Origin of the sequence: Serratia sp. BFP-2025, assembly GCF_050880365.1 — a bacterium.
Lineage (GTDB): Bacteria > Pseudomonadota > Gammaproteobacteria > Enterobacterales > Enterobacteriaceae > Serratia > Serratia surfactantfaciens.
Genome location: NZ_JBPAFV010000001.1, coordinates 1,797,729 through 1,817,223, shown reverse-complemented (window position 1 = coordinate 1,817,223; position 19,495 = coordinate 1,797,729). Strand labels below are relative to the sequence as shown.

The following is a 19,495-nucleotide window of genomic DNA, read 5'->3' as shown; positions in this document are numbered from 1 at the left end:
ATTGTTATTCATGATTCGCCGGTGAGGATGAGTTTGGCTAATAAATAAAAATCCCCGCCGCGGCGGGGAGGGTTGGCTCAGCGCGGCGGGCGGGAGCCGATGGTGGCAGACCAACTGAAAGTGTCGCCACTTGGCCGGTAGCGGTTGGCTTTGCGTTCTGCACGCTCCGCCTTGGCGAGCTTCGCTCTGGCGGCCATGATGCGCGCCACCGCCTCATCCTTGACCTTGTGCTGTTCGGCGTTGGTCAGCGGCCTGCCATGGCTTTTACGCGCCTTGTCCAATTCGGTTTTCACTTCCCGCTGTTCGCTTTCCGTCATCTCTTTCAACGTCAACTTTTTCATCTGTGCCGCCCGTTCGGTGAAGTTGACTTACAGTTTAGCGGCGTTATATGACCGAAAATGTTATGGGCATAACGAAAATGCCCCGTAGGCCGGCATTACACCTCCTCCAGCAGCTCGTCGACAAAGCGCCGCATGCGTTCGGTGCGCTGTTCGGCCATCTGCCGCCCGGCGGCGGTCTGGAAGCCGTCTTGCAGCTTGAACAGTTTGGTTTCGAAGTGGTCTAGGCAGAAACGCTTGTCGTCGTATTGACGATGTTCGGCCCGCGGATCGGCGGCGTCATACAGCGCGCTGCGCATGCGGCCGCCGATATAGAAGCAGCGCGCCACGCCGATAAGGCCGATAGCGTCGAGGCGATCGGCATCCTGCAGGATCTTCGCCTCCAGCGTTTGCGGCGGGATGCCGGCGGAAAAACTGTGCGCTTCAATGGCGTGAGCCACCGCCGCGATGTCCGCCGGCGCCCATTCCAGCCGGGCCAGCGTCAGCGTGGCTTGCTCCGCCGCCATGCGCGAGGCCAGATGGCGCTGCGGCGAATTCTTTTCCACCGCCACCGCGTCATGCAGCAGCACCGCCGCACAGAGAATGCGCCGATCGCCGCCTTCCAGCTTGCTGATCCGGCGGCAGTTCTTCCAGACTCGGTGCAGGTGCGCCACATCGTGCGAGCCGTCGTCAGACTCGAGGGTGAGCGGCAGCAGCGCTTGCGCCAACGCCTGATAGGGGGAAAACGGTTGTAACAGCTCTTGCGTCAGCGAGGGTAAAGACACGTTCAGCTCCTGTTGGGGGAAATCGATCAATCAGCATAGCCGCGTCGGATGCCGGGAAAATGACGGCGAAGCGGCTATTGTTTACTAAAGTGCAACTGACTATTGTCATAACTGCGGTTTTTGCAGCGAAACAAGCAACCTAAAATAGCCACGTTCCGCCGTCTCCGCTTGGTGAGAGCCTGTGTCCGCGGAGATGGCCGGAATATCCTCATCAGCCATGGGAGAAGAGACATGCCAACCCCTCTTGAAATAGTGCGCGCGACCTATGAAGGCAGCTCCGAAGAAAACGGCCGTAATCTGCTGGCGGCGCTGGCCCCCGATGCCGAGTGGACCGAAGCCGCCGGTTTCCCTTACGCCGGCACCTATATCGGTCCGGAGAACATCATCAAGAACGTGCATCAGCGTTTAGGCAGCGAATGGCAAGGTTACCGCGCCGACGTCGATCATTTTTACGACGCCGGCGACAATGTGATCGCTCAGGGTTTTTACCACGGCACCTACCGGTCCACCGGCAAATCCTTCAGCGCCTCTTTCGCGCATATTTATACGGTGCGCGCCGGTAAAATCGTGAAGTTCGTGCAGATCGTCGACAGTGCTAAGGTGCTGGAAGCGATGCAGCCTTAATCGCCGCTGCGCTTGCCGAATTTGCGATCGAACTCGCGCCGGTAGCCGCGAGCCTTGTTGCGATCGCGGATCCACAGATAACCGCACACCAGCGCGACCGCTCCCGAGAAGGTGACGTTGCGCATATCCCGGTCATACCAAAACACCAACAACGCATCCAGCGCCGCTACCAGGGCGATCCATTTATACATATGGGATTGGCGCCGCGTGGCGGCGTTGAGTCGCTTTAACTGTCTGGCTTCGTCCAACACCGGTTTTTGCTGCATAGCGTTTCGTTATCATCTGGCTGTTCACGCTAAATTAGCAGAATCCTCCCGGCCGCCGCAAAGATTAACGCGTGCCGTCCTGCGGTTTTCATCGCTCCTGGCGCGATGCTGAAAATTTCTGCGCAGACGCTTGAATTGTCCATTGGGCATGATAGGTTATTTATTCGCTATTTCTGTGTTTTTATTCACTTGCCGCGTGTCATCAAGCTGCCGCATTGAGCGGTTATGGTGAGGGGTTCGACGCATGCGGCGGTTAACTTCGGCAGGAGGATGTGATGAACGATAAAACGGTACGCCCGCAAGATGTGGTTCAACGCCAGCTCGACGCTTATAACGCCCGTGACATCGAGGCCTTTATGGCCTGCTGGGCGGACGATGCGCAGTATTACGAGCACCCCGACACGCTGTTGGCCAGCGGCAAGGCGGCGATCCGCGAACGGCACCTGGCGCGTTTTCGCGAGCCGAGCCTGTATGGTGAACGGATAAAACGCATGGCGGTGGGGAATATGGTGGTCGATCAGGAAGTGGTGACGCGCAACTTCCCGCAGGGGCGCGGCAAAATGGATGTTATCGCCATTTACGAAGTGGAGCAGGGGCGGATCGCCAAAGCCTGGTTCAAAATCGGCCCCTGCGTACCGGACGAAGGCGCGCTCTAACGCTGCGCTATTGCAACGCCATCACCGCCTCTATCTCCACGCACACTGCAGGTGAGAACAACGCGCTGATCGCCATCAATGAGCAGGCCGGCAGCGCGCCGTCGAAGTAGTCAAACAGCACCGGGCGCACGCCCGCCAGATCGGCGATGTCGGTCAGGAACACGCTGATTTTAATCAATGCCTTGAGATTCACGCCTTCGCTGGCGGCGATGGTCGCCAGCTGTTCGAGGATTTCCTGCGTTTGCTCTGACGCGCTCAACCCCTGAGCGTCGGTGGCGAAGGCGGTCAAGCCCGACACGTACAGGCGATCGCCGTGACGCACGGCGTGCACGTAAGGGCCGCCCGGCGTAGGCAATTGCGGATAATTAATGCGTTTTAATGATGTCATGGTCGAACCCCGCGCAAGACCGGTTAATAAAATCGACAAACTTGGTTAGGATACTGATGAAACGGCGGTCAGACGCCGCGCACCGATGATATTTGAGAGTATCATCTCTCTTTATTTTATACGTCGTCTCTCACCTGAATGTGACAGTGCGGCGCAGCTCGGCCACAAGGACGCATGAGACGATGAACCCGCTTTTTACTCCCTACCTGCAACGCTGGCAACTGGAGCAGGACGGCAAAGCCTTCGAAACCCACAGCAGCTTGCTGATGCCGGTGCGTTACCGCGGCGAGGCGGCCATGCTGAAGATCGCCCGCGAGCAGGAAGAGCGCTTCGGCGGTCAACTGATGTGCTGGTGGCGCGGGGAAGGTGCCGCGCAGGTGCTGGCATGGCATGACGACGGCATTCTGCTGGAGCGCGCGCAGGGCGAAGGTTCGTTGGCACAGTTGGTGCGCGACGGCGACGATGAGCAGGCCACGCGGATCCTGTGTCGGGCGATCGCCGCCCTGCATGCGCCGCGTGCCGCGCCGTTGCCCGAGCTGATCCCGCTGCAGGAGTGGTTCAGCTCGCTGTGGCCGGCGGCGCAGGCGCACGGCGGCATGCTGCGCCTCAGCGCCACGGCGGCGGCGGAGCTGCTGAGCAGCCCGCGAGAAGAAAGCGTGCTGCACGGCGATATCCACCATGACAACGTGCTGGACTTCGGCGAACGCGGCTGGCTGGCGATCGATCCCAAGCGCTTGTTCGGCGAACGGGGCTTCGATTACGCCAATATCTTCTGTAATCCCAACTACGGCATCGCGACCGATCCGGCCATTTTCCAGCGGCGCGTGGAACAGGTGTGCCGCCTGGCCGGGCTGGAGCGCCGGCGCTTGCTGCAATGGGTCCTGGCCTGGTCGGGGCTGTCCGCCGCCTGGTTTATGGAAGACGGCCAGGCGGCGGATATCGACTTCCGCGTGGCCGAGCTGGCGGCGCGCGCATTGGATCTCCCGCTGCCGGACGGCGATTCAGGGTTCATCCTGCCAGTAATCGAGCGAGGTTGAAGGGCGTTGCAGGTAGCGTACCTGCTCGCCATCATTGCCGCGCGCCATCGCCTGGTATTTGCCGGAGTCCGGGTACATCACCAGCTCCGGCTGCTCGCGCGTGCTGACGGACAGGTACTTCAGCGGCGCATCGGAGGTGTTGATGATCTGGTGCGGGTATTCCGGGCCGGGCGGAATGAAGATGACATCCCCGCTGACGATCGGCAGCATTTCTCCGGCCACCCGCAGCGTACCGCTGCCTTCCAGAATGATGAACATTTCCTCCTGAGCGTAGTGAAAATGGTATGGGCAGGAACGCATGCCCGGCGCCACGCAATCGAAAGAGGCACCCAGCTTGTCGGCGGCGGTGCCGGTGCCGAGGCGCGCGCCGACGCTGTCATACAGCGGCGGCCGCCGATCGTGCTGCTTATCTACCCGTTCGACATTGCGTATCAGGCGCTGAGCCAACAGCGCCGCTTTCTCAGTCATAAGCTTCCTTGGTGACATTGTCACTTAAAAGTTGACGATAGCCAGAGAGAATCCGTCCCAGCCCTTGCTGCCCACGGTTTGCAATGCGGTGGCGCTCAGGCGGGGTTCCGCAGCCATCATCGTGAAGAATTCGCGTACGCCTTGTACACGGGCGTCGGTACTGGCAGCATCGGTGACTGCGCCATCGCGCACCACGTTGTCACCGATAATCACCGTGCCCGGGCGCGCGAGTTTAAGCGCCCAACGCAGGTAATCCGGATTGCTCGGTTTGTCGGCGTCGATGAAGATCAGATCAAAGGGAGCCAAGACTTGCAGCGCGGGCAGGTGAGCGAGAGCGGGGCCGACGCGCAGTTCGACCTGGCCGGCGAGCCCGGCGCGAGCAATATTCTGGCGGGCGATGGCGGCGTGGTTTTCATCCGCTTCCAGGGTGACCAACGTGCCATCCGCCGGCAGCGCGCGCGCCAGCCAGATGGTGCTGTAGCCGCCCAACGTACCGATTTCCAAAATGCGTTTGGCGTTAATCATGCGGGCGAACAGCTGCAGCAACTTGCCCTGATTCGGCGCCACGTCATGGGCCGGCAGCCCGGCGGCGGCGTTGGCCGCCAGCGCCTGCAACAGGGCATCGTCTTGTTCTACCAGGCTGTCTGCGATATAGCGATCGACCTGGGACCATTGTTCCTTTTCTTTCATGCGGGCCTCGTGCGGGAAACGCAGTGTGCCCATCCAGTGAAGGTGCCGCCGCGCTGCTTGTCAATGCACCGCGTGCGTTTGGCATTTTATGTTGCTGTTCCTCGCCGCGGCAGCGATAGCAGCAGATGGGCGATGGCGCCGCCGACAATGCCCCAGAAGGCCGAACCGATGCCCAGTAATGTGACGCCGGAAGCGGTGATGAGGAAGGCGATCAGCGCCGCGTCGCGCTGTTTCTCATCATGCAGCGCGCGTTGCAGGCTGCCGCCGATGGTGCCGAGCAGCGCCAGCCCGGCGATGGTGTGGATCAGGGCGGCTGGCAACGCGCTGAACAGCAGGCCGATGGCGCCGCCGAACAGCCCAGCCAGCAGGTAGAAACCGCCGGCGGCCACCGCGCCCATATAGCGCCGCTGCGGATCGGGATGCACGTCCGGCCCCATGCAGATGGCGGCGGTGATCGCGGCGATGCACACCGAGAAGCCGCCGAATGGCGCCAGCAGCAGCGCGGTCAGCGCCGTCCAGGCGATCAGCGGCGAGGTGGGAACACGGTAGCCCGCCGCCTGCAGCGTAGCGATGCCGGGCGCGTTCTGCGAAGCCATGGTCACCACGAAGAACGGCACGCCGATGCCGAGCAGCGTCGGCCAGCTGAAGTGCGGTGCGATAAATTCCGGCATGGCGAACGCCGGCGCCTGCTGCGCCAGATGGATATTGCCCTGCAGTGCGGCGATCGCCAGCCCGGCTGCCAGCGTCAGCACGATGGCGTAGCGCGGCAGATAACGGCGGCTGAGCAGATAGGCCAGCCCCATACCGGCGCTGAGAAGGAAATTGAGCTGCAGCGAAGCGAAGGCGTCCAGCCCGAAACGCAGCAGGATCCCCGCCAACATCGCGGCAGAAATCGCCTGCGGAATATAATCCATCAGGCGAGCGAACAGTCCGGTGACGCCGCACAGCAGGATCAGACCCGAGGCGAAGATAAACACGCCGATCGCGTCGTTGATCGGCGTGCCGGGCAGGCTGGTGACCAGCAGCGCCGCGCCGGGCGTCGACCAGGCGGTGAGGATCGGGGTGCGGTAGTAAAGCGAGAGCCCCAGCGAAGTGACGCCCATCGCGATCCCCAGCACGCTCAGCCAACCGCCGATCTGCGCCGGTGTCGCACCCGCGGCGGCGGCGGCCTGGAAAATGATCGCGGCAGAGCTGGTGTAACCGACCAGAACGGCGACGAAGCCGGCCATCACGGCAGGCAGGGTTAGGTGATGCAGGGTGACGGCGGGACGCATGAGCAGCTCCAATCGCGATTTGTGCGTTATAACGCACGGTAAGAAATCAGCATAGCACCGTGCGCTATAGCGCACAAGCGGGTATAATCGGGCGCGATACGCAGAGGAGAACAGGATGCAGGAACTTGCCGGCCATTTGGCGCACACCCTTCGCACGTTGCGCGCGCAGCGCGGCTGGAGTTTGACGCAGGCAGCGGAATTCACCGGCGTCAGCAAAGCGATGCTCGGGCAGATCGAACGCGGCGAATCCAGCCCGACGGTAGCGACGCTATGGAAGATCGCCACCGGTTTCAACGTGGCGTTCTCCGCCTTTCTTGAGGCGTCGCCCGCGCAGCAGCAGGCGACGCTGCACCGTTACGGCGAGCTGCCGGTGTACGATCAGGACAACGCCGATATGCGCGTGGTGCCGCTGTTTCCCTACGATCGCCAACTGGGTTTCGATATGTTCGTCATCGATCTGGCGCCGGGCGCGCTCAGCGAATCGTCGCCCCATGAGCCGGGGGTAATAGAGCATGTGATCGTGATCAGCGGGCGGTTGGAGTTGGCGATAGACGGCGAATGGCACAGCCTGGCGGCCGGCGAGGCGATGCGCTTTCAGGCCGATCGGCCGCACGCCTACCGCAACGCCGGTTCGCAAACGGTGCGCATCCACGATCTGATCCACTATCCTCAATCCTGACTCAACGCGGCGGCCGTGGGCTTTGACTCCGCGCCGCCAAACGCCTACCTTGTTGAAAATGACTCTTATTTCACAGGCTGTCGCCCACGACGGGGCGGCGTTGCAGCCGACTCAAAAGGAGCTTGATTTTGCCGGTCACCAATCGACGTCAGTTCATTAAACTCAGTGCGCAAACCGCAGGAGCCGTATTCGCGATGACTTCATTACCCAACAGTATCCGCCTGGCGATGGCGGCGGAGGGCGGCGCGGCCGCCGGCGATGAATTCCTGTGGCTGGAAGAGCTGCAGGGTAAAAAAGCGCTGCACTGGGTGCAGCAGGAAAATCAACGCACCACCGCGCGCTTCGCCCAAGGCGAAGACTTTCAGCGCATTGAGCGCGAGGTCCTGGATATCCTCAATAAAGACACCCAGATCCCGTGGGTGAGCAAACGCGGCGAGTTCTATTACAACTTCTGGCAGGATAAAGCCAACCCGCGTGGCCTGCTGCGGCGCACCACGCTGGACGAGTATCGCAAGGCCAAACCGGCCTGGGAGACGGTGCTGGATATCGATGCGTTGGGCAAAGCCGAGGGCAAGGATTGGGTCTATCAGGGCTCGCAGCCGTTGGCGCCGGAATACCGCTATTGCCTGATGCAGCTGTCGCCGGACGGCGGTGACGCCACCGAAATCCGCGAATTCGATCTGGTGGCCAAACGCTTCGTCAAAGACGGCTTCAACGTGCCGGTGGCGAAAAGCCGGGTCTCCTGGGTCGATCGGGACACGCTGTTCATCGCCACCGACTTCGGCCCCGGCTCGATGACCCAGTCCGGCTACGCGCGCATCGCCAAACGCTGGCGGCGCGGTACGCCGCTGAGCGCGGCCGAAACGCTGTACGAAGCGCAGCCCGAGGACATGGCGGTCTTTGCCTATCACGACCGCACGCCGGGCTTTGAACGCGATTTCGTCGGCCGCAGCCTGGACTTCTATCGCCGCGACTATTTCTTGCTGGCTCAGGACGGCCGGCAGAAAAAAATCGATATCCCGGCCGACGCCGAGCTGGATACGCATCGCGAATGGCTGCTGATCAAACCGAGCAGCGATTGGGAAGTAGGGGGCAAACGCTATCCGTCCGGCGCATTGCTGGCGGCCAACTTCGATGACTATCTGGCGGGCAAGCGCGAGCTGCAGCTGCTGTTTACCCCGACCGCCGAGCAGGCGCTGAGCGGCTACAGCGGCACCCGCGATCATCTGATCCTCAGCATCATGGATAACGTGGTCAACCGGCTGGAGGTGCTGACGCCGCAGGGCGGCAGCTGGCAACGTCGCCCGCTGGGCAACCCCGGCGCCATCAGCACCATTTCCGCCGGCGGCATCGACGAAGAGAGCAACGCCTATTTCCTGACCGTCAGTGGGTTCCTGCAGCCGACCTCGCTGTACATGGGCAATCTCGACGGTGGTGAGGCGACGCTGCTGAAACAGGCGCCGCAGGACTTTGACGCCGCCGGCTATCAGGTCAGCCAGCATTTCGCGCGCTCCAAAGATGGCACCCGCGTGCCGTATTTCCAGATCGCCGCCAAAGATCTCAAGCTGGACGGCAGCACGCCGACGCTGCTGTATGGCTACGGCGGGTTTGAGGTGCCGCTGTTGCCGGGCTATCTCGGCGGCAAGGCGCCGGCCTGGCTGGAACGCGGCGGGGTATACGTGGTGGCCAACATCCGCGGCGGCGGCGAGTATGGTCCGGCGTGGCATCAGGCGGCGCTCAAGCAGAATCGTCATCGCGCCTATGAGGATTTCGCCGCCGTGGCCGAAGATCTCATCGCACGCAAGGTGACCTCGGCGCCGCATCTCGGCGCACGCGGCGGCAGCAACGGCGGCCTGCTGGTGGGCAATATGCTGACGCTGTATCCGCAGCTGTTCGGCTGCATCGTCTGCGAAGTGCCGCTGTTGGACATGCAGCGCTATACCCAGCTCTCCGCCGGCGCGTCGTGGATCGCGGAATACGGCGATCCGAGCAAGCCAGAGCAGTGGGCCTATCTCAAAACCTTCTCGCCGTACCACAATATTCAGGCGCAGACGGCCTACCCACCGGTGCTGTTCTATACCGCCACCAGCGACGATCGGGTCAACCCGGCCCACGCCCGCAAAATGGCGGCGCGCATGCAGGCGATGGGGTATCAACAGGCTTATTTCTATGAGAATACCGAAGGCGGGCACAGCGCCGCCGCCGACAAGCAGCAGGCAGCGTTCCACAGTGCGCTGGTGAGCGAATTCATGTGGGCTAATCTGAGCGGCAAGCCCAAGTCAGCGTAAGCTCTTTTCTCGCGGGCATAAAAAAACACCGGGGCGTTAACCCCGGTGTTTTTATTTACGCGCTATTCGCCCGGCGATCAGTGAGTCGCAGTGGCTTCCTGCGCTTTCTGATTGGCGTCTTCGCTGGTGTCCAGCGTCATGCGGTACAGTTTCGGCGCGGTCAGCATCATCAGGATAGCGATGACGGCGGTGGCGATACCGATCTGCATAAACACATGGCTGTAGATGGCCAGTGAAGCGTGCGCGTCGTTGATGTCGCTCGGGACGGCGGTCAGACCGGCGACTTTACCGGCGATCAGCGCCGCGGCGGCGGTGGTCAGGAACCAGGAGCCCATGATGAAGCCCATCAGACGCTGCGGCACCAACTGCGCCACCATCGCCAGGCCCAGACCGGAAATCATCAGCTCGCCGATGCTCTGCAGCGCGTAGCTGAGGATCAGCCAGTTGACCGATACGATGCCCTGTTCGTTGGCGAAGCTGGCGCCCCATGGCAGCACCAGGAAGGCGCAGGAGCACAGGATCATGCCGAAAGCGAACTTGTGCGGCATCGGCAGGCGATCGCCCATTTTGTTATACAGCGCGGCCAGAATCGGGCTGGCGAGCATGATCCAGAACGGGTTCAGCGCCTGGTACTGCTCCGGCTCGAAGGCGACGCCGAGGATGCTGTGTTCCACGTTGTGGATGGCGAAGAAGTTCAGCGAGGTTGGCATCTGGCTGTACAGCACAAAGAACACCACCGCTTCCAGCATCAGCAGGAAGGCGACGATCATCTTGCGGCGTGCGGCGCCGTGCAGGGCGAAGGTTTCCTTGGCGAACACCAGAACGATGCCGGCGGAGATGAGGGCCAGCGCCCAGCGCGCAATCACCTGGTTGTGCAGCAGCCAGCTGGAAACGGCGACCAGCGCCACGATGCCGACCAGCACCATCAGCAGTTTCGGCAGATGCAGCGGCTTGAAGTCAGGTTTGGAGCCGTTTTTCTTCACCCATTTGTGGCACAGCATAAAGTTGACCAGGGTGATCAGCATGCCGACCACGCTCAGGGAGAACGCCACGCTCCAGCCGTATTTCGCCGCCAGCCAAGGGGTCGCCAGCATGGAGAAGAAGGAACCGATGTTCACCGACATATAGTACATGGTGAAGGCGCCATCGAGACGCGGGTCGTCTTTCTCATAGCAGGTGGACAGCAGGGAGGACGGGTTGGCCTTGAACAGGCCGCTGCCCACGGCGATGGTCGCCATGCCCAGATAGACCCAGAAGATGTCGTGACCGGAGTAGGCCACCATGGCGTAACCGGCGGCCAGCACCAACGCGCCGAGCACGATCACGCGCTTGGAGCCCAGCACTTTGTCGCCCAGCCAGCCGCCGATGGCGACGAAGCCGTACACCAGGGCGCTGAAGGAAGAGAACAGGGTGATGGAGTCGGCTTCGCTCAGGCCGAGCATCTTGACCAGATAAACCGCCATGATGCCCTGCAGGCCGTAGTAGCCGAAACGCTCCCACAGTTCGATCGAGAAGATCAGATAGAACGCTTTCGGTTGTTTGAACGCGTTAAGGCTCACGCTCTCCGGATGTTGGTTGTTTGCTGTTGACACTGGTACCTCTGTTTTTTCGCAGCCCGTCTTTTGAGGACGGGAAAGTACAAAAGTTGATGCGGAACGGCATCCTTTTGCGTTGTTATAGGATGGGGACGGCGGTTAATGTTCACTATCTTTGTCAACGTGGCAAGCAGTTTGTCATATTCGGTTACATTTAACGCCGACAGGATTATGCCGCGATGTTGCAAATGTTATGCAGTATTAACTTTCGGGTTTTAATGGTTTGCCGATTTTTTGTTTTGATTAAAAGCTATACCAATTTTAAACAGGGATATATTCTGCTGAATTGCTATTTTTTAGCGCATCAGTGTATGTGTGGTTATTAATCCGTTGGAATGTTGTGTATATGGCGTGTTTTGTAAAATTAAAGAAATTTAGGAAAATGGGGCTGGCATTTGTGAACGCCTTGTGATCCTCAAAGCGTGACGGTCACCGCAATTTTCGACTAATTTTTCGCTTGAAAATAACGCTGCGATGGTTTTTGCACTGAAAACCGCGATAACGCCGGGGTTACTGCTGCGCGATATCACATTTCCGATAAAAAAGAGGCGCTGGCGGGGGGAGAGGAAGCGGCGGGTGCGGTTTGCCGCACCCAACTGACTCAGGATTCCGGATAAACCTTCTCTTTATATTCACACAGGTCTTCGATAATGCAGGAGCCGCAGCGCGGTTTGCGCGCGATGCAGGTGTAGCGGCCGTGCAGGATCAGCCAGTGATGGCAATCGACCTTGAATTCGGCGGGCACCACCTTCAACAGCTTCTCTTCCACCTGATCGACGTTCTTGCCCGGCGCAAAGTGGGTGCGGTTGCACACCCGGAAGATATGGGTGTCCACGGCGATGGTCGCCCAGCCGAAGGCGGTGTTGAGCACCACGTTGGCGGTCTTGCGGCCGACGCCCGGCAGCGCTTCCAGCGCAGCGCGATCCTCCGGCACTTCGCCACCGTGCAGCTCCAGCAGCATGCGGCAGGTTTTGATCACGTTTTCGGCCTTGCTGTTGAACAGGCCGATGGTCTTGATGTATTCCTTGACGCCATCAACCCCCAGCGCCAGCATGGCGGTGGGGGTATTGGCGACCGGATAAAGTTTGGCGGTCGCCTTGTTGACGCTCACGTCGGTGGCCTGAGCGGACAGCAGCACGGCGATCAGCAGCTCAAACGGCGTGGTGTACACCAGTTCGGTGGTCGGGTGCGGATTGTTGTCGCGCAGCCGGGTCAGAATTTCCAGTCGCTTCTGTTTATTCATCAGGCCTTCTCAGCGTGTCCTTGCTCCAGCAGCGGCTCTACCGCCACGGCGCGGGCTTTGCGCGCCTTCATTTTTTCGTCGATCAGATATTTGACCGCCAGCAGCAACCCCAGGCCGATAAAGGCGCCCGGCGGCAGCATGGCCAGCAGGAACGGGCTGTCGAAATGCACCACTTCGATGCGCAGCGATTTGGCCCAGCCGCCCAACAGCTGATCGGCGCCGTCGAACAGCGTACCGTTGCCCAACAGTTCACGCATCGAGCCCAGCGTCACCATCACGCCGGTGGCGCCAAGGCCGATGGCCATACCGTCCAGCGCCGAGAGGCCGACCGGTTTCTTGGCGGCCACCGCTTCGGCGCGACCCACCACGATGCAGTTAGTCACGATCAGCGGAATAAAAATACCGAGCGATTGATATAGGCCGAAGGCATAGGCGTTGATCAGCATCTGCACGATGCTTACCACCGCAGCGATGATCATCACGTAGATCGGAATACGCACTTCGCTCGGCACCCAGCGGCGCACCGCGGAGATGGAGGCGTTGGTCAGCGTCAACACCAGCGTGGTGGCCAGCCCCAGCCCCAGCGCGTTAGTGACGGTGGAGGTCACCGCCAGCAGCGGACACATACCCAGCAGCTGCACCAGGGCGGAGTTGTTCTTCCACAGCCCCTGGACGATCAATTCTTTGGCTTCACTCATTCGGCGGCTCCACACACAGGTAAGCTTTCAAGTTTAGGCGGCAACGTTTCCATATACAACGCGGTGCGCCGCACCGCGTTGACCACCGCTCGCGGGGTGATGGTGGCGCCGGTGAATTGGTCGAACATGCCGCCGTCTTTCTTCACCGCCCAGCGTTTGTCTGCCGGGCCTTCGATTTTCTTGCCGCTGAAGAAGGAAATCCAGTCGGAAATGCGCAGTTCAATTTTGTCACCCAGCCCCGGCGTTTCGTGGTGTTCAATCACCCGGGTGCCGAGCACCGTGCCGCTGAAATCGGCGCCGACCAGCAGCTTGATGGCGCCGGAATAGCCGTCCGGCGCGGTGGTTTCCAGCGCGGCGGCGGTCGGTTGCCCGTTTTTGCGCGCCAGATACAAACGGTGCGGCGCGCTGTCACCCAGCGCCGGATCGCTGACCAGGAAGCATTCGTTCTGCATGACGTTGTCGTAGTTTTCCGGCGGCACCACCTGATCGAGCAGCGCTTTTTGCTGCAGCGCGGCCTGATGGGCGATGGTGGTTTTCGTCAGGGCGTAGACCACGGCGGTCAGGCCGGTGGTGACCGCCGCAAACACCGCCAGCGTGGTGCCGTGCTTTCTCATGGAATTCAGCATGACGGCTCCTTAGCGATGGCCATACACGCGCGGCTGCGTGTAGTGGTCGATTAATGGGACGGTGATGTTGGCCAACAGCACGGCGAAGGCCACGCCGTCGGGGTAGCCGCCATAAACGCGGATCAGCCAGACCAGCACGCCGATCAGCGCGCCGTAGATCAGGCGGCCCTTCGGCGTCGTGGAGGCGCTGACCGGATCGGTGGCGATAAAGAACGCGCCCAGCATGCTGGCGCCAGAAAACAGGTGGATCAGCGGCGAAGCCTGATGCGCCGGATCGAGCCACCAGGCCAGACCCGAACAGAAGGCGATGGCGGCCAACATGCTGAAGGGGATCTGCCAATGGATCAGACGACGCGCCAGCATAAACAGACCGCCGGCCAGGAAGCCGAGGTTGACCCACTGCCAGCCGATGCCGGCCAGCGCGCCGCCGAACAGCGGCTGCTGCAGCACCTGTTCGACGCTGTGGCCGCTGCGCAGGCCGGTCTTGAAACCGTCGAGCGGAGTCGCCTGGCTGATGCCGTCAACGCCCATTTGCAGTTCGTGCAGCGTCGCGCCCTGTGCGGTATGGCCGCTGAAAATGGTCAGCAGCACGTCGTGGAACGACAGCGCGGCGGCGCGCAGTTCATCCGGCGGCAACCAGCTGGTCATTTGCACCGGGAAGGAGATCAGCAGCACCACGTAACCGACCATCGCCGGGTTGAACGGATTTTGCCCAAGGCCGCCATACAGCTGTTTGGCGATGACGATGGCGAAGAAGGTGCCGATGACGATCATCCACCACGGGGCCAGCGGCGGCAGGCTGATGCCGAGCAGCAGCGCGGTCAGCAGGGCGGAGTTATCCGCGAGCCGGCTGCGCACCGGCAGCTTGCGCAGCCTGAGGATCGCGCCTTCTGCAACCAGCGCGACGATCGCCGCCAGCGCCACCTGAATCAGCACGCCGTAACCGAAGAACCAAATCTGCGCTGCGATGCCGGGAATGCAGGCCAACATGACCAACAGCATAATGCGGCTGGTGCTTTGCTGGTTGTGGGTGAAAGGCGAGCTGGCGATGTGTAAGCCTTTGGCGGCTGTGGGTGATACCGGCCTGAACTTCATAGAGTAACGATACCTTCTGCGCCGCGCCTGCGGCAGTTTCGATGCGCCGTTTTGCGGGCGCGGCAAAAATGATAGCCGAGCATTCTACCTGATTCGATGCGAGGGTAATACGCCTTAATGATAGGGGTATTCGGCTTTTCGCACCTGCGGCGATCGGGGTGGCGCGATTTGATTTTTTTTTGGCCGCAAAATCGGCTAACGTGAGGAAATGTCAGTGGAACTTACGCCGCCAGTGGCAACGGAAAACGGGGTAACCGTATGAATGAGATATCATTTTTCTCCAGATTTCCGCACAAAATAACAACTTTCACATAATCCGTGTAGGTTACTATCGCGAACATTATTGAGTTAGTGAATCCATAATAATGACAAATGAAGATATTTTTTTTATTGAAGAGCTAATTGAGTGGGTGGAAATACATCTGGAGAAACGGCCAAACCTGGATGAAGTCGCGCGTATTTCGGGCTATTCCAAGTGGCATCTGCAGCGTAAATTCAAGCGTATTACCGGCATTCAACTCGCCACCTATATCCGTTCGCGCATCCTGACGCGCGCCGCGGTGGCGCTGCGCATTACCCGCCGTTCCATCATCGACATCTCCGACGAGCTGGGCTTCGACTCGCAGCAGACCTTTACCCGCATGTTCAAGCAGCGCTTCGGCACCACGCCCAACCGCTATCGCTCGATGGAGCACTGGGACGTGAAAAACCTGATGCCGCGCTTTAACTTCGAAGCCAGCTATGGCGCCGGCTATTATCCAGAGGTGAAGCGGCTGACGCTGCCCGAGATGCAACTGGTCGGCTTCTCGCGCCGGCTGGATTTCGCCTCGGAACAGGAACTGGAGTACTCCTCCTGCATGGCGATGAAGGATGAAATTTTCAACGATTTCTTCAAGGGGCTGCATGTCGACTGCCGGCGGATTTATAGCATCTATTCCCCGCAAGCCGGGGAAGGCGACGAGCTGTCATCCACCCTGGTCATGGCGGTCGACCCTGAGCACAGAAAGGATATTCTTTCCAACCATCAGATAGACACCATCCATTTGCCAAGCCGCGAGTTTATCTCCATCAACCACAAGGGTACGGCGAAAGAGTGCCTGCAGTTCTTCGGTTACCTGATGTCGCATGTGATGCCGGGGCTGAAGGATAAGGTGCGCGGCAGTTTAGAAATGGAGATCATTCAAACCAAAGAGTGGAACCCAGAGTCTAAGCTGCGTCAGATTGAAGTGGATTACACCTACCTGATCTCTATCGATTAAACGGCGCCCGGGTTCGGCCAGGCGCCGCTGTCATCATTTGTCTTCCGTTTCCGCCGCCAGCGATTCTCTGGCGGCTTTTTTGGCTTTGGCGCGGGCGATGGCCGCCGCAACCGCCGCCTTGCGCGGGTCTTCCTCGGCGGCAGCCGGGGCCGGTTCTGCCGATGCCGGGGCGTCCGCCTGCTGCGCGGCTTTCTTGGCTTTGGCGCGGGCGATGGCCGCCGCAACCGCCGCCTTGCGCGGATCTTCCTCGGCGGTAGCCGGGGCCGGTTCTGCCGATGCCGGGGCGTCCGCCTGCTGCGCGGCTTTCTTGGCTTTGGCGCGGGCGATGGCCGCCGCAACCGCCGCCTTGCGCGGATCTTCCTCGGTGGCCGCCGGGGCCGGTTCCGCCGCCGCCGGGGCGTCCGCCTGCTGCGCGGCTTTTTTGGCTTTTACACGTGCCAACGCCGCCGCGACCGCCGCCTTGCGCGGATCTTCTTCGGTGGCAGCCGGGGCAGGTTCCGCCTCAGCTGGCGTGCCAGCCTGCTGCTCCGCTTTTTTGGCTTTCACGCGGGCCAGGGCGGCCGCAACGGCTGCTTTACGCGGATCGTCCTCTGTGGCGGCAGGGGCGGAGCCGTCTGCGGCCGGCGCTTCTTTGCGGGCTTTCACGCGGGCCAGCGCCGCGGCCACGGCGGCTTTACGCGCGTCGTCGCCGGCGGCCGCCGGTGGCGTTTCTGTTTCCGCTTCGGTTGCCAACTGGGCGCGACGCTCGCGCGCCTGCGCTTTACGCGCCTCGCGGGCGGCGATCATCTCGCTGTTATCCGGCTGTTGGCCGTCGACCGGCATGACTGTCGCTTCGGCATTCTTGCTGCGCACCCGCGCCAGCGCGGCCTGCACCGCACCCTGATCGTCATCGGTCAGTTTGACGGCGGCCTTTTTATGTCGCTCTTCACGCGCCAGTTTTTCACGCTCCAGGCGCGCCAGTTTGGCTTCGTAACGCGCCTTGGCCTCGGCGGTGCGCGCCGCTTCCAGATCGATGGCCTTGATCTCGGCCTTTTCCTGGCGGTAGTACTGCACCAACGGAATGTTGCTGGGGCAGACGAACGCACAGGCGCCGCATTCGATGCAGTCGAACAGGTTATGGTTGCGCGCCTTGTCGTGCTCCTGCCCGCGGCTGAACCAGTACAGCTGCTGCGGCAGCAGCCCGGCGGGGCAAGCGTCTACGCACAGGCCGCAGCGAATGCAGGATTGCTCCGGCTCCTGCGGCGTCATTTCATCGACCGTCGGCGCCAGAATGCAGTTGCTGATCTTGACGATCGGCACGTTCAGCGCGGGCAGGGTGAAGCCCATCAGCGGGCCGCCCATCACCACCATTTGCTGTGCCTGCGGGCGGAAACCGACGAAGTCGAGCAGGTGCTGCACCGGCGTGCCGATGCGGGCCCACAGGTTGCCCGGGCGCTCGATTGCTTCGCCGGTCAGGGTTACCACGCGCTCAATCAGCGGTTCGCCGTCGACGATCGCTCGCTTGATGGCGAAGGCGGTGCCGACGTTTTGCATCAGTACGCCGATAGCCGAGGAGTGCTTGCCGTGCGGCACTTCCTTGCCGGTCAAAATTTTGGTCAGCTGCTTGGCGCCGCCGGACGGGTATTTGGTGGGGATGACGCGCAGCGCAATGCCGGACTGGCCGCGCAGCGCCTGTTTCAGCGCCGCGATCGCCTCCGGCTTGTTGTCTTCGATACCGATCAGCGTGACCTTGGGCTGCAGAATGTGTTGCAGGATCTGCGTACCTTCAACGATCTGGTCGGCGTGCTCCTGCATCAGGCGATCGTCGGCGGTGATGTAAGGCTCGCACTCGGCGGCGTTGAGGATCAGCGTTTCCACGCCGCTCATGCCGCCATGCAGTTTGCTGGCGGTCGGGAAACCGGCGCCGCCCAGACCGGCGATGCCGGCCTGATGGATACGCTCAATCAACTCGGCTGCGGGCGATTGGCGATAGTCCGCCACCGGATCGCGATCGCACCAGCGATCTTCTCCGTCCGCCTCGATGATCACGCACAGCTCCGTCAGTCCGGAAGGATGGGCGGTGATGTGCGGCGCGATGGCGCTAACGGTGCCCGAGGTGGGCGCGTGCACCGGCACGGTGCGGCCGCGGCCGACGGTCAACGGTTGGCCTTTCAGCACCCGATCGCCGGGGTTGACGCACAGTTCGCCTTCCGGCCCCAGATGCTGCTGCAGCGGGATGATAAAGGTGTTGGGCAGAGGAGCGACACGCAGCGGCGCACCGCTGGACTGAGTCTTCATTTCCGGCGGATGGATCCCGCCGTCGAAATCCCAGATCCGGTCTTTTTTAAAGGCGGCGAACAGATTAAGCATGTTGCTCCACGTGGATCACTTGCACCGGGATCGTCTTCATGTCCCACTTCCAGTTGGCGGTGGTGGTGGCGACCGGTCTCATTTCAATACAGTCGGTAGGGCAAGGGGCGACGCACAGATCGCAGCCGGTACAGAGGTCGGTGATGACGGTGTGCATGGCGCGAGTGGCGCCGACGATGGCGTCCACCGGGCAGGCCTGAATGCATTTGGTACAGCCGATGCAGTTGGACTCGTCGATATAGGCCACCTTACGCTCCGGCTCGGCGGCGGCTTCGCTGCCCAGCGGCTGCGGTTCGACGTTGAGCAGCTCCGCCAGTTTCAGCATCACCTGTTCACCGCCCGGCGCGCATTTGTTGATCATCTCGCCGTTGGCCACCGCCTCGGCGTAAGGGCGGCAACCGGGGTAGCCGCACTGCCCGCACTGGCTCTGCGGCAGGATCGCGTCGACCTGCTCGGCGACCGGATCCTCTTCCACCTCAAAACGGCGCGCGGCGTAGCCCAGCACCAGTCCGAACAGCAGCCCGAGCGCGCTTAAAGCCGCGATAGCTATCCACAACGCAGTCATTAGAATTTCACCAGCCCGGTAAAGCCCATAAAGGCCAGCGACATCAGCCCGGCGGTGATCAGCGCGATCGAGGAGCCGCGGAACGGCGCCGGCACGTCGGCGACCGCCAGACGTTCGCGGATGGCGGCGAACAGCACCATCACCAGCGAGAAACCGGCGGCTGCGCTGAAGCCGTAAACGGCGGACTGCAGGAAGTTATAGCCGAGGTTAACGTTAAGCAACGCCACGCCAAGCACCGCGCAGTTGGTGGTGATCAGCGGCAGGAAGATGCCCAGCAGGCGGTAGAGCGCCGGGCTGGTCTTGCGCACCACCATCTCGGTGAACTGCACCACGACGGCGATCACCAGAATGAAGGAGAGCGTGCGCAGATACACCAGATCCAGCGGAACCAGAATAAAGGTGTTGATCACCCAGGCGCTGACGGAGGCCAGCGTCATGACGAAGGTGGTGGCCATTCCCATGCCGATGGCGCTTTCCAGCTTCTTGGAAACGCCGAGGAACGGGCACAGGCCAAGAAACTTCACCAGAACGAAGTTGTTCACCAGTACGGTGCCGACAAACAGGAGCAGGTATTCGGTCATTGCGATGCCTAA

At 61.3% G+C, this 19,495-nt stretch carries 21 protein-coding genes; 6 read left to right on the top strand and 15 right to left on the bottom strand.

The window, feature by feature from the left end:
• Positions 1-77: 77 nt before the first annotated feature.
• Positions 78-341: a DUF3811 domain-containing protein gene (locus tag ACRAWE_RS08470; protein ID WP_019455965.1), complete on the bottom strand. Its 264-nt coding sequence runs from the start codon at positions 339-341 to the stop codon at positions 78-80.
• Positions 342-436: 95 nt separating this feature from the next.
• Positions 437-1,132: an HD domain-containing protein gene (locus ACRAWE_RS08465; protein WP_019455964.1), complete on the bottom strand. Its 696-nt coding sequence runs from the start codon at positions 1,130-1,132 to the stop codon at positions 437-439.
• 201 nt (positions 1,133-1,333) lie between these two features.
• Here ACRAWE_RS08465 and ACRAWE_RS08460 point away from each other — a divergent pair, with 201 nt between their 5' ends.
• On the top strand, positions 1,334-1,726 hold the full coding sequence (locus ACRAWE_RS08460; protein WP_063919374.1) for a nuclear transport factor 2 family protein: 393 nt from the start codon (positions 1,334-1,336) through the stop codon (positions 1,724-1,726).
• Here ACRAWE_RS08460 and ACRAWE_RS08455 read toward each other — a convergent pair.
• The gene (locus ACRAWE_RS08455; RefSeq protein WP_019455962.1) at positions 1,723-1,992 is read right to left on the bottom strand and encodes a hypothetical protein; all 270 of its coding nucleotides are present in this window, start codon (positions 1,990-1,992) and stop codon (positions 1,723-1,725) included. The two genes, ACRAWE_RS08460 and ACRAWE_RS08455, sit on opposite strands and share 4 nt — an antisense overlap.
• A 275-nt stretch (positions 1,993-2,267) precedes the next feature.
• Between ACRAWE_RS08455 and ACRAWE_RS08450 the strand changes: the two genes are divergently transcribed.
• Positions 2,268-2,648 carry a nuclear transport factor 2 family protein gene (locus ACRAWE_RS08450; RefSeq protein WP_019455961.1) on the top strand — a complete coding sequence of 127 codons (381 nt, stop codon included), beginning with the start codon at positions 2,268-2,270 and terminating at the stop codon, positions 2,646-2,648.
• Positions 2,649-2,655: 7 nt separating this feature from the next.
• Here the strand turns inward: ACRAWE_RS08450 and ACRAWE_RS08445 are convergent, their stop codons facing one another.
• Positions 2,656-3,036, bottom strand: a complete 381-nt coding sequence (locus tag ACRAWE_RS08445) for a RidA family protein (RefSeq protein WP_063919375.1) — start codon at positions 3,034-3,036, stop codon at positions 2,656-2,658.
• A 182-nt stretch (positions 3,037-3,218) separates the two neighbouring features.
• Here ACRAWE_RS08445 and ACRAWE_RS08440 point away from each other — a divergent pair, with 182 nt between their 5' ends.
• A complete protein-coding gene (locus ACRAWE_RS08440; RefSeq protein WP_019455959.1) occupies positions 3,219-4,073 on the top strand; it encodes an aminoglycoside phosphotransferase family protein in 855 nt (284 codons plus the stop codon).
• Here ACRAWE_RS08440 and ACRAWE_RS08435 read toward each other — a convergent pair.
• The 3 genes from ACRAWE_RS08435 to ACRAWE_RS08425 all read right to left on the bottom strand — a co-directional run bounded on the left by ACRAWE_RS08435 (position 4,038) and on the right by ACRAWE_RS08425 (position 6,505).
• Positions 4,038-4,541, bottom strand: coding sequence for a cupin domain-containing protein (locus ACRAWE_RS08435; RefSeq protein ID WP_063919376.1), 504 nt, complete (start codon positions 4,539-4,541; stop codon positions 4,038-4,040). The two genes, ACRAWE_RS08440 and ACRAWE_RS08435, sit on opposite strands and share 36 nt — an antisense overlap.
• Before the next feature lie 24 nt (positions 4,542-4,565).
• On the bottom strand, positions 4,566-5,231 hold the full coding sequence (locus ACRAWE_RS08430) for an O-methyltransferase (RefSeq protein WP_063919616.1): 666 nt from the start codon (positions 5,229-5,231) through the stop codon (positions 4,566-4,568).
• Between the two features lie 86 nt (positions 5,232-5,317).
• Complete coding sequence (locus tag ACRAWE_RS08425; RefSeq protein WP_063919377.1) at positions 5,318-6,505, bottom strand: benzoate/H(+) symporter BenE family transporter; 1,188 nt, start codon at positions 6,503-6,505, stop codon at positions 5,318-5,320.
• Between the two features lie 115 nt (positions 6,506-6,620).
• On the opposite strand from ACRAWE_RS08425, the gene ACRAWE_RS08420 reads away from it, so the two are divergent.
• Together ACRAWE_RS08420 and ACRAWE_RS08415 are read left to right on the top strand one after the other, a co-directional pair.
• Positions 6,621-7,184, top strand: coding sequence for a helix-turn-helix domain-containing protein (locus tag ACRAWE_RS08420; RefSeq protein WP_019455955.1), 564 nt, complete (start codon positions 6,621-6,623; stop codon positions 7,182-7,184).
• A gap of 194 nt (positions 7,185-7,378) precedes the next feature.
• Positions 7,379-9,472 (top strand): prolyl oligopeptidase family serine peptidase, encoded by a 2,094-nt coding sequence (locus ACRAWE_RS08415; protein WP_019455954.1) that lies wholly within the window; start codon positions 7,379-7,381, stop codon positions 9,470-9,472.
• 77 nt (positions 9,473-9,549) lie between these two features.
• Here the strand turns inward: ACRAWE_RS08415 and dtpA are convergent, their stop codons facing one another.
• From dtpA to rsxD, 5 genes are all read right to left on the bottom strand, one after another.
• Positions 9,550-11,064, bottom strand: coding sequence for a dipeptide/tripeptide permease DtpA (gene dtpA, locus ACRAWE_RS08410; protein ID WP_063919378.1), 1,515 nt, complete (start codon positions 11,062-11,064; stop codon positions 9,550-9,552).
• Positions 11,065-11,668: 604 nt separating this feature from the next.
• Positions 11,669-12,310 (bottom strand): endonuclease III, encoded by a 642-nt coding sequence (gene nth / locus ACRAWE_RS08405; protein ID WP_049201934.1) that lies wholly within the window; start codon positions 12,308-12,310, stop codon positions 11,669-11,671.
• Positions 12,310-13,008 carry an electron transport complex subunit E gene (locus tag ACRAWE_RS08400; protein WP_019455951.1) on the bottom strand — a complete coding sequence of 233 codons (699 nt, stop codon included), beginning with the start codon at positions 13,006-13,008 and terminating at the stop codon, positions 12,310-12,312. Before ACRAWE_RS08400 ends, nth begins: the two co-directional genes overlap by 1 nt.
• On the bottom strand, positions 13,005-13,634 hold the full coding sequence (gene rsxG / locus ACRAWE_RS08395) for an electron transport complex subunit RsxG (RefSeq protein ID WP_019455950.1): 630 nt from the start codon (positions 13,632-13,634) through the stop codon (positions 13,005-13,007). Before rsxG ends, ACRAWE_RS08400 begins: the two co-directional genes overlap by 4 nt.
• Before the next feature lie 9 nt (positions 13,635-13,643).
• A complete protein-coding gene (rsxD, locus tag ACRAWE_RS08390) occupies positions 13,644-14,729 on the bottom strand; it encodes an electron transport complex subunit RsxD (protein WP_432525238.1) in 1,086 nt (361 codons plus the stop codon).
• A gap of 365 nt (positions 14,730-15,094) precedes the next feature.
• On the opposite strand from rsxD, the gene ACRAWE_RS08385 reads away from it, so the two are divergent.
• Positions 15,095-15,988 carry a helix-turn-helix domain-containing protein gene (locus tag ACRAWE_RS08385; protein WP_019455948.1) on the top strand — a complete coding sequence of 298 codons (894 nt, stop codon included), beginning with the start codon at positions 15,095-15,097 and terminating at the stop codon, positions 15,986-15,988.
• Between the two features lie 33 nt (positions 15,989-16,021).
• Here ACRAWE_RS08385 and rsxC read toward each other — a convergent pair whose 3' ends face one another.
• The 3 genes from rsxC to rsxA are packed head-to-tail and all read right to left on the bottom strand — an operon-like array spanning position 16,022 to position 19,483.
• Positions 16,022-18,337, bottom strand: a complete 2,316-nt coding sequence (rsxC, locus tag ACRAWE_RS08380) for an electron transport complex subunit RsxC (protein ID WP_432525237.1) — start codon at positions 18,335-18,337, stop codon at positions 16,022-16,024.
• The gene (rsxB, locus tag ACRAWE_RS08375; RefSeq protein ID WP_432525236.1) at positions 18,330-18,902 is read right to left on the bottom strand and encodes an electron transport complex subunit RsxB; all 573 of its coding nucleotides are present in this window, start codon (positions 18,900-18,902) and stop codon (positions 18,330-18,332) included. The genes rsxC and rsxB overlap by 8 nt, the downstream gene beginning before the upstream one ends.
• Positions 18,902-19,483: an electron transport complex subunit RsxA gene (rsxA, locus tag ACRAWE_RS08370; RefSeq protein ID WP_004938443.1), complete on the bottom strand. Its 582-nt coding sequence runs from the start codon at positions 19,481-19,483 to the stop codon at positions 18,902-18,904. The genes rsxB and rsxA overlap by 1 nt, the downstream gene beginning before the upstream one ends.
• Between the last annotated feature and the right edge of the window lie 12 nt (positions 19,484-19,495).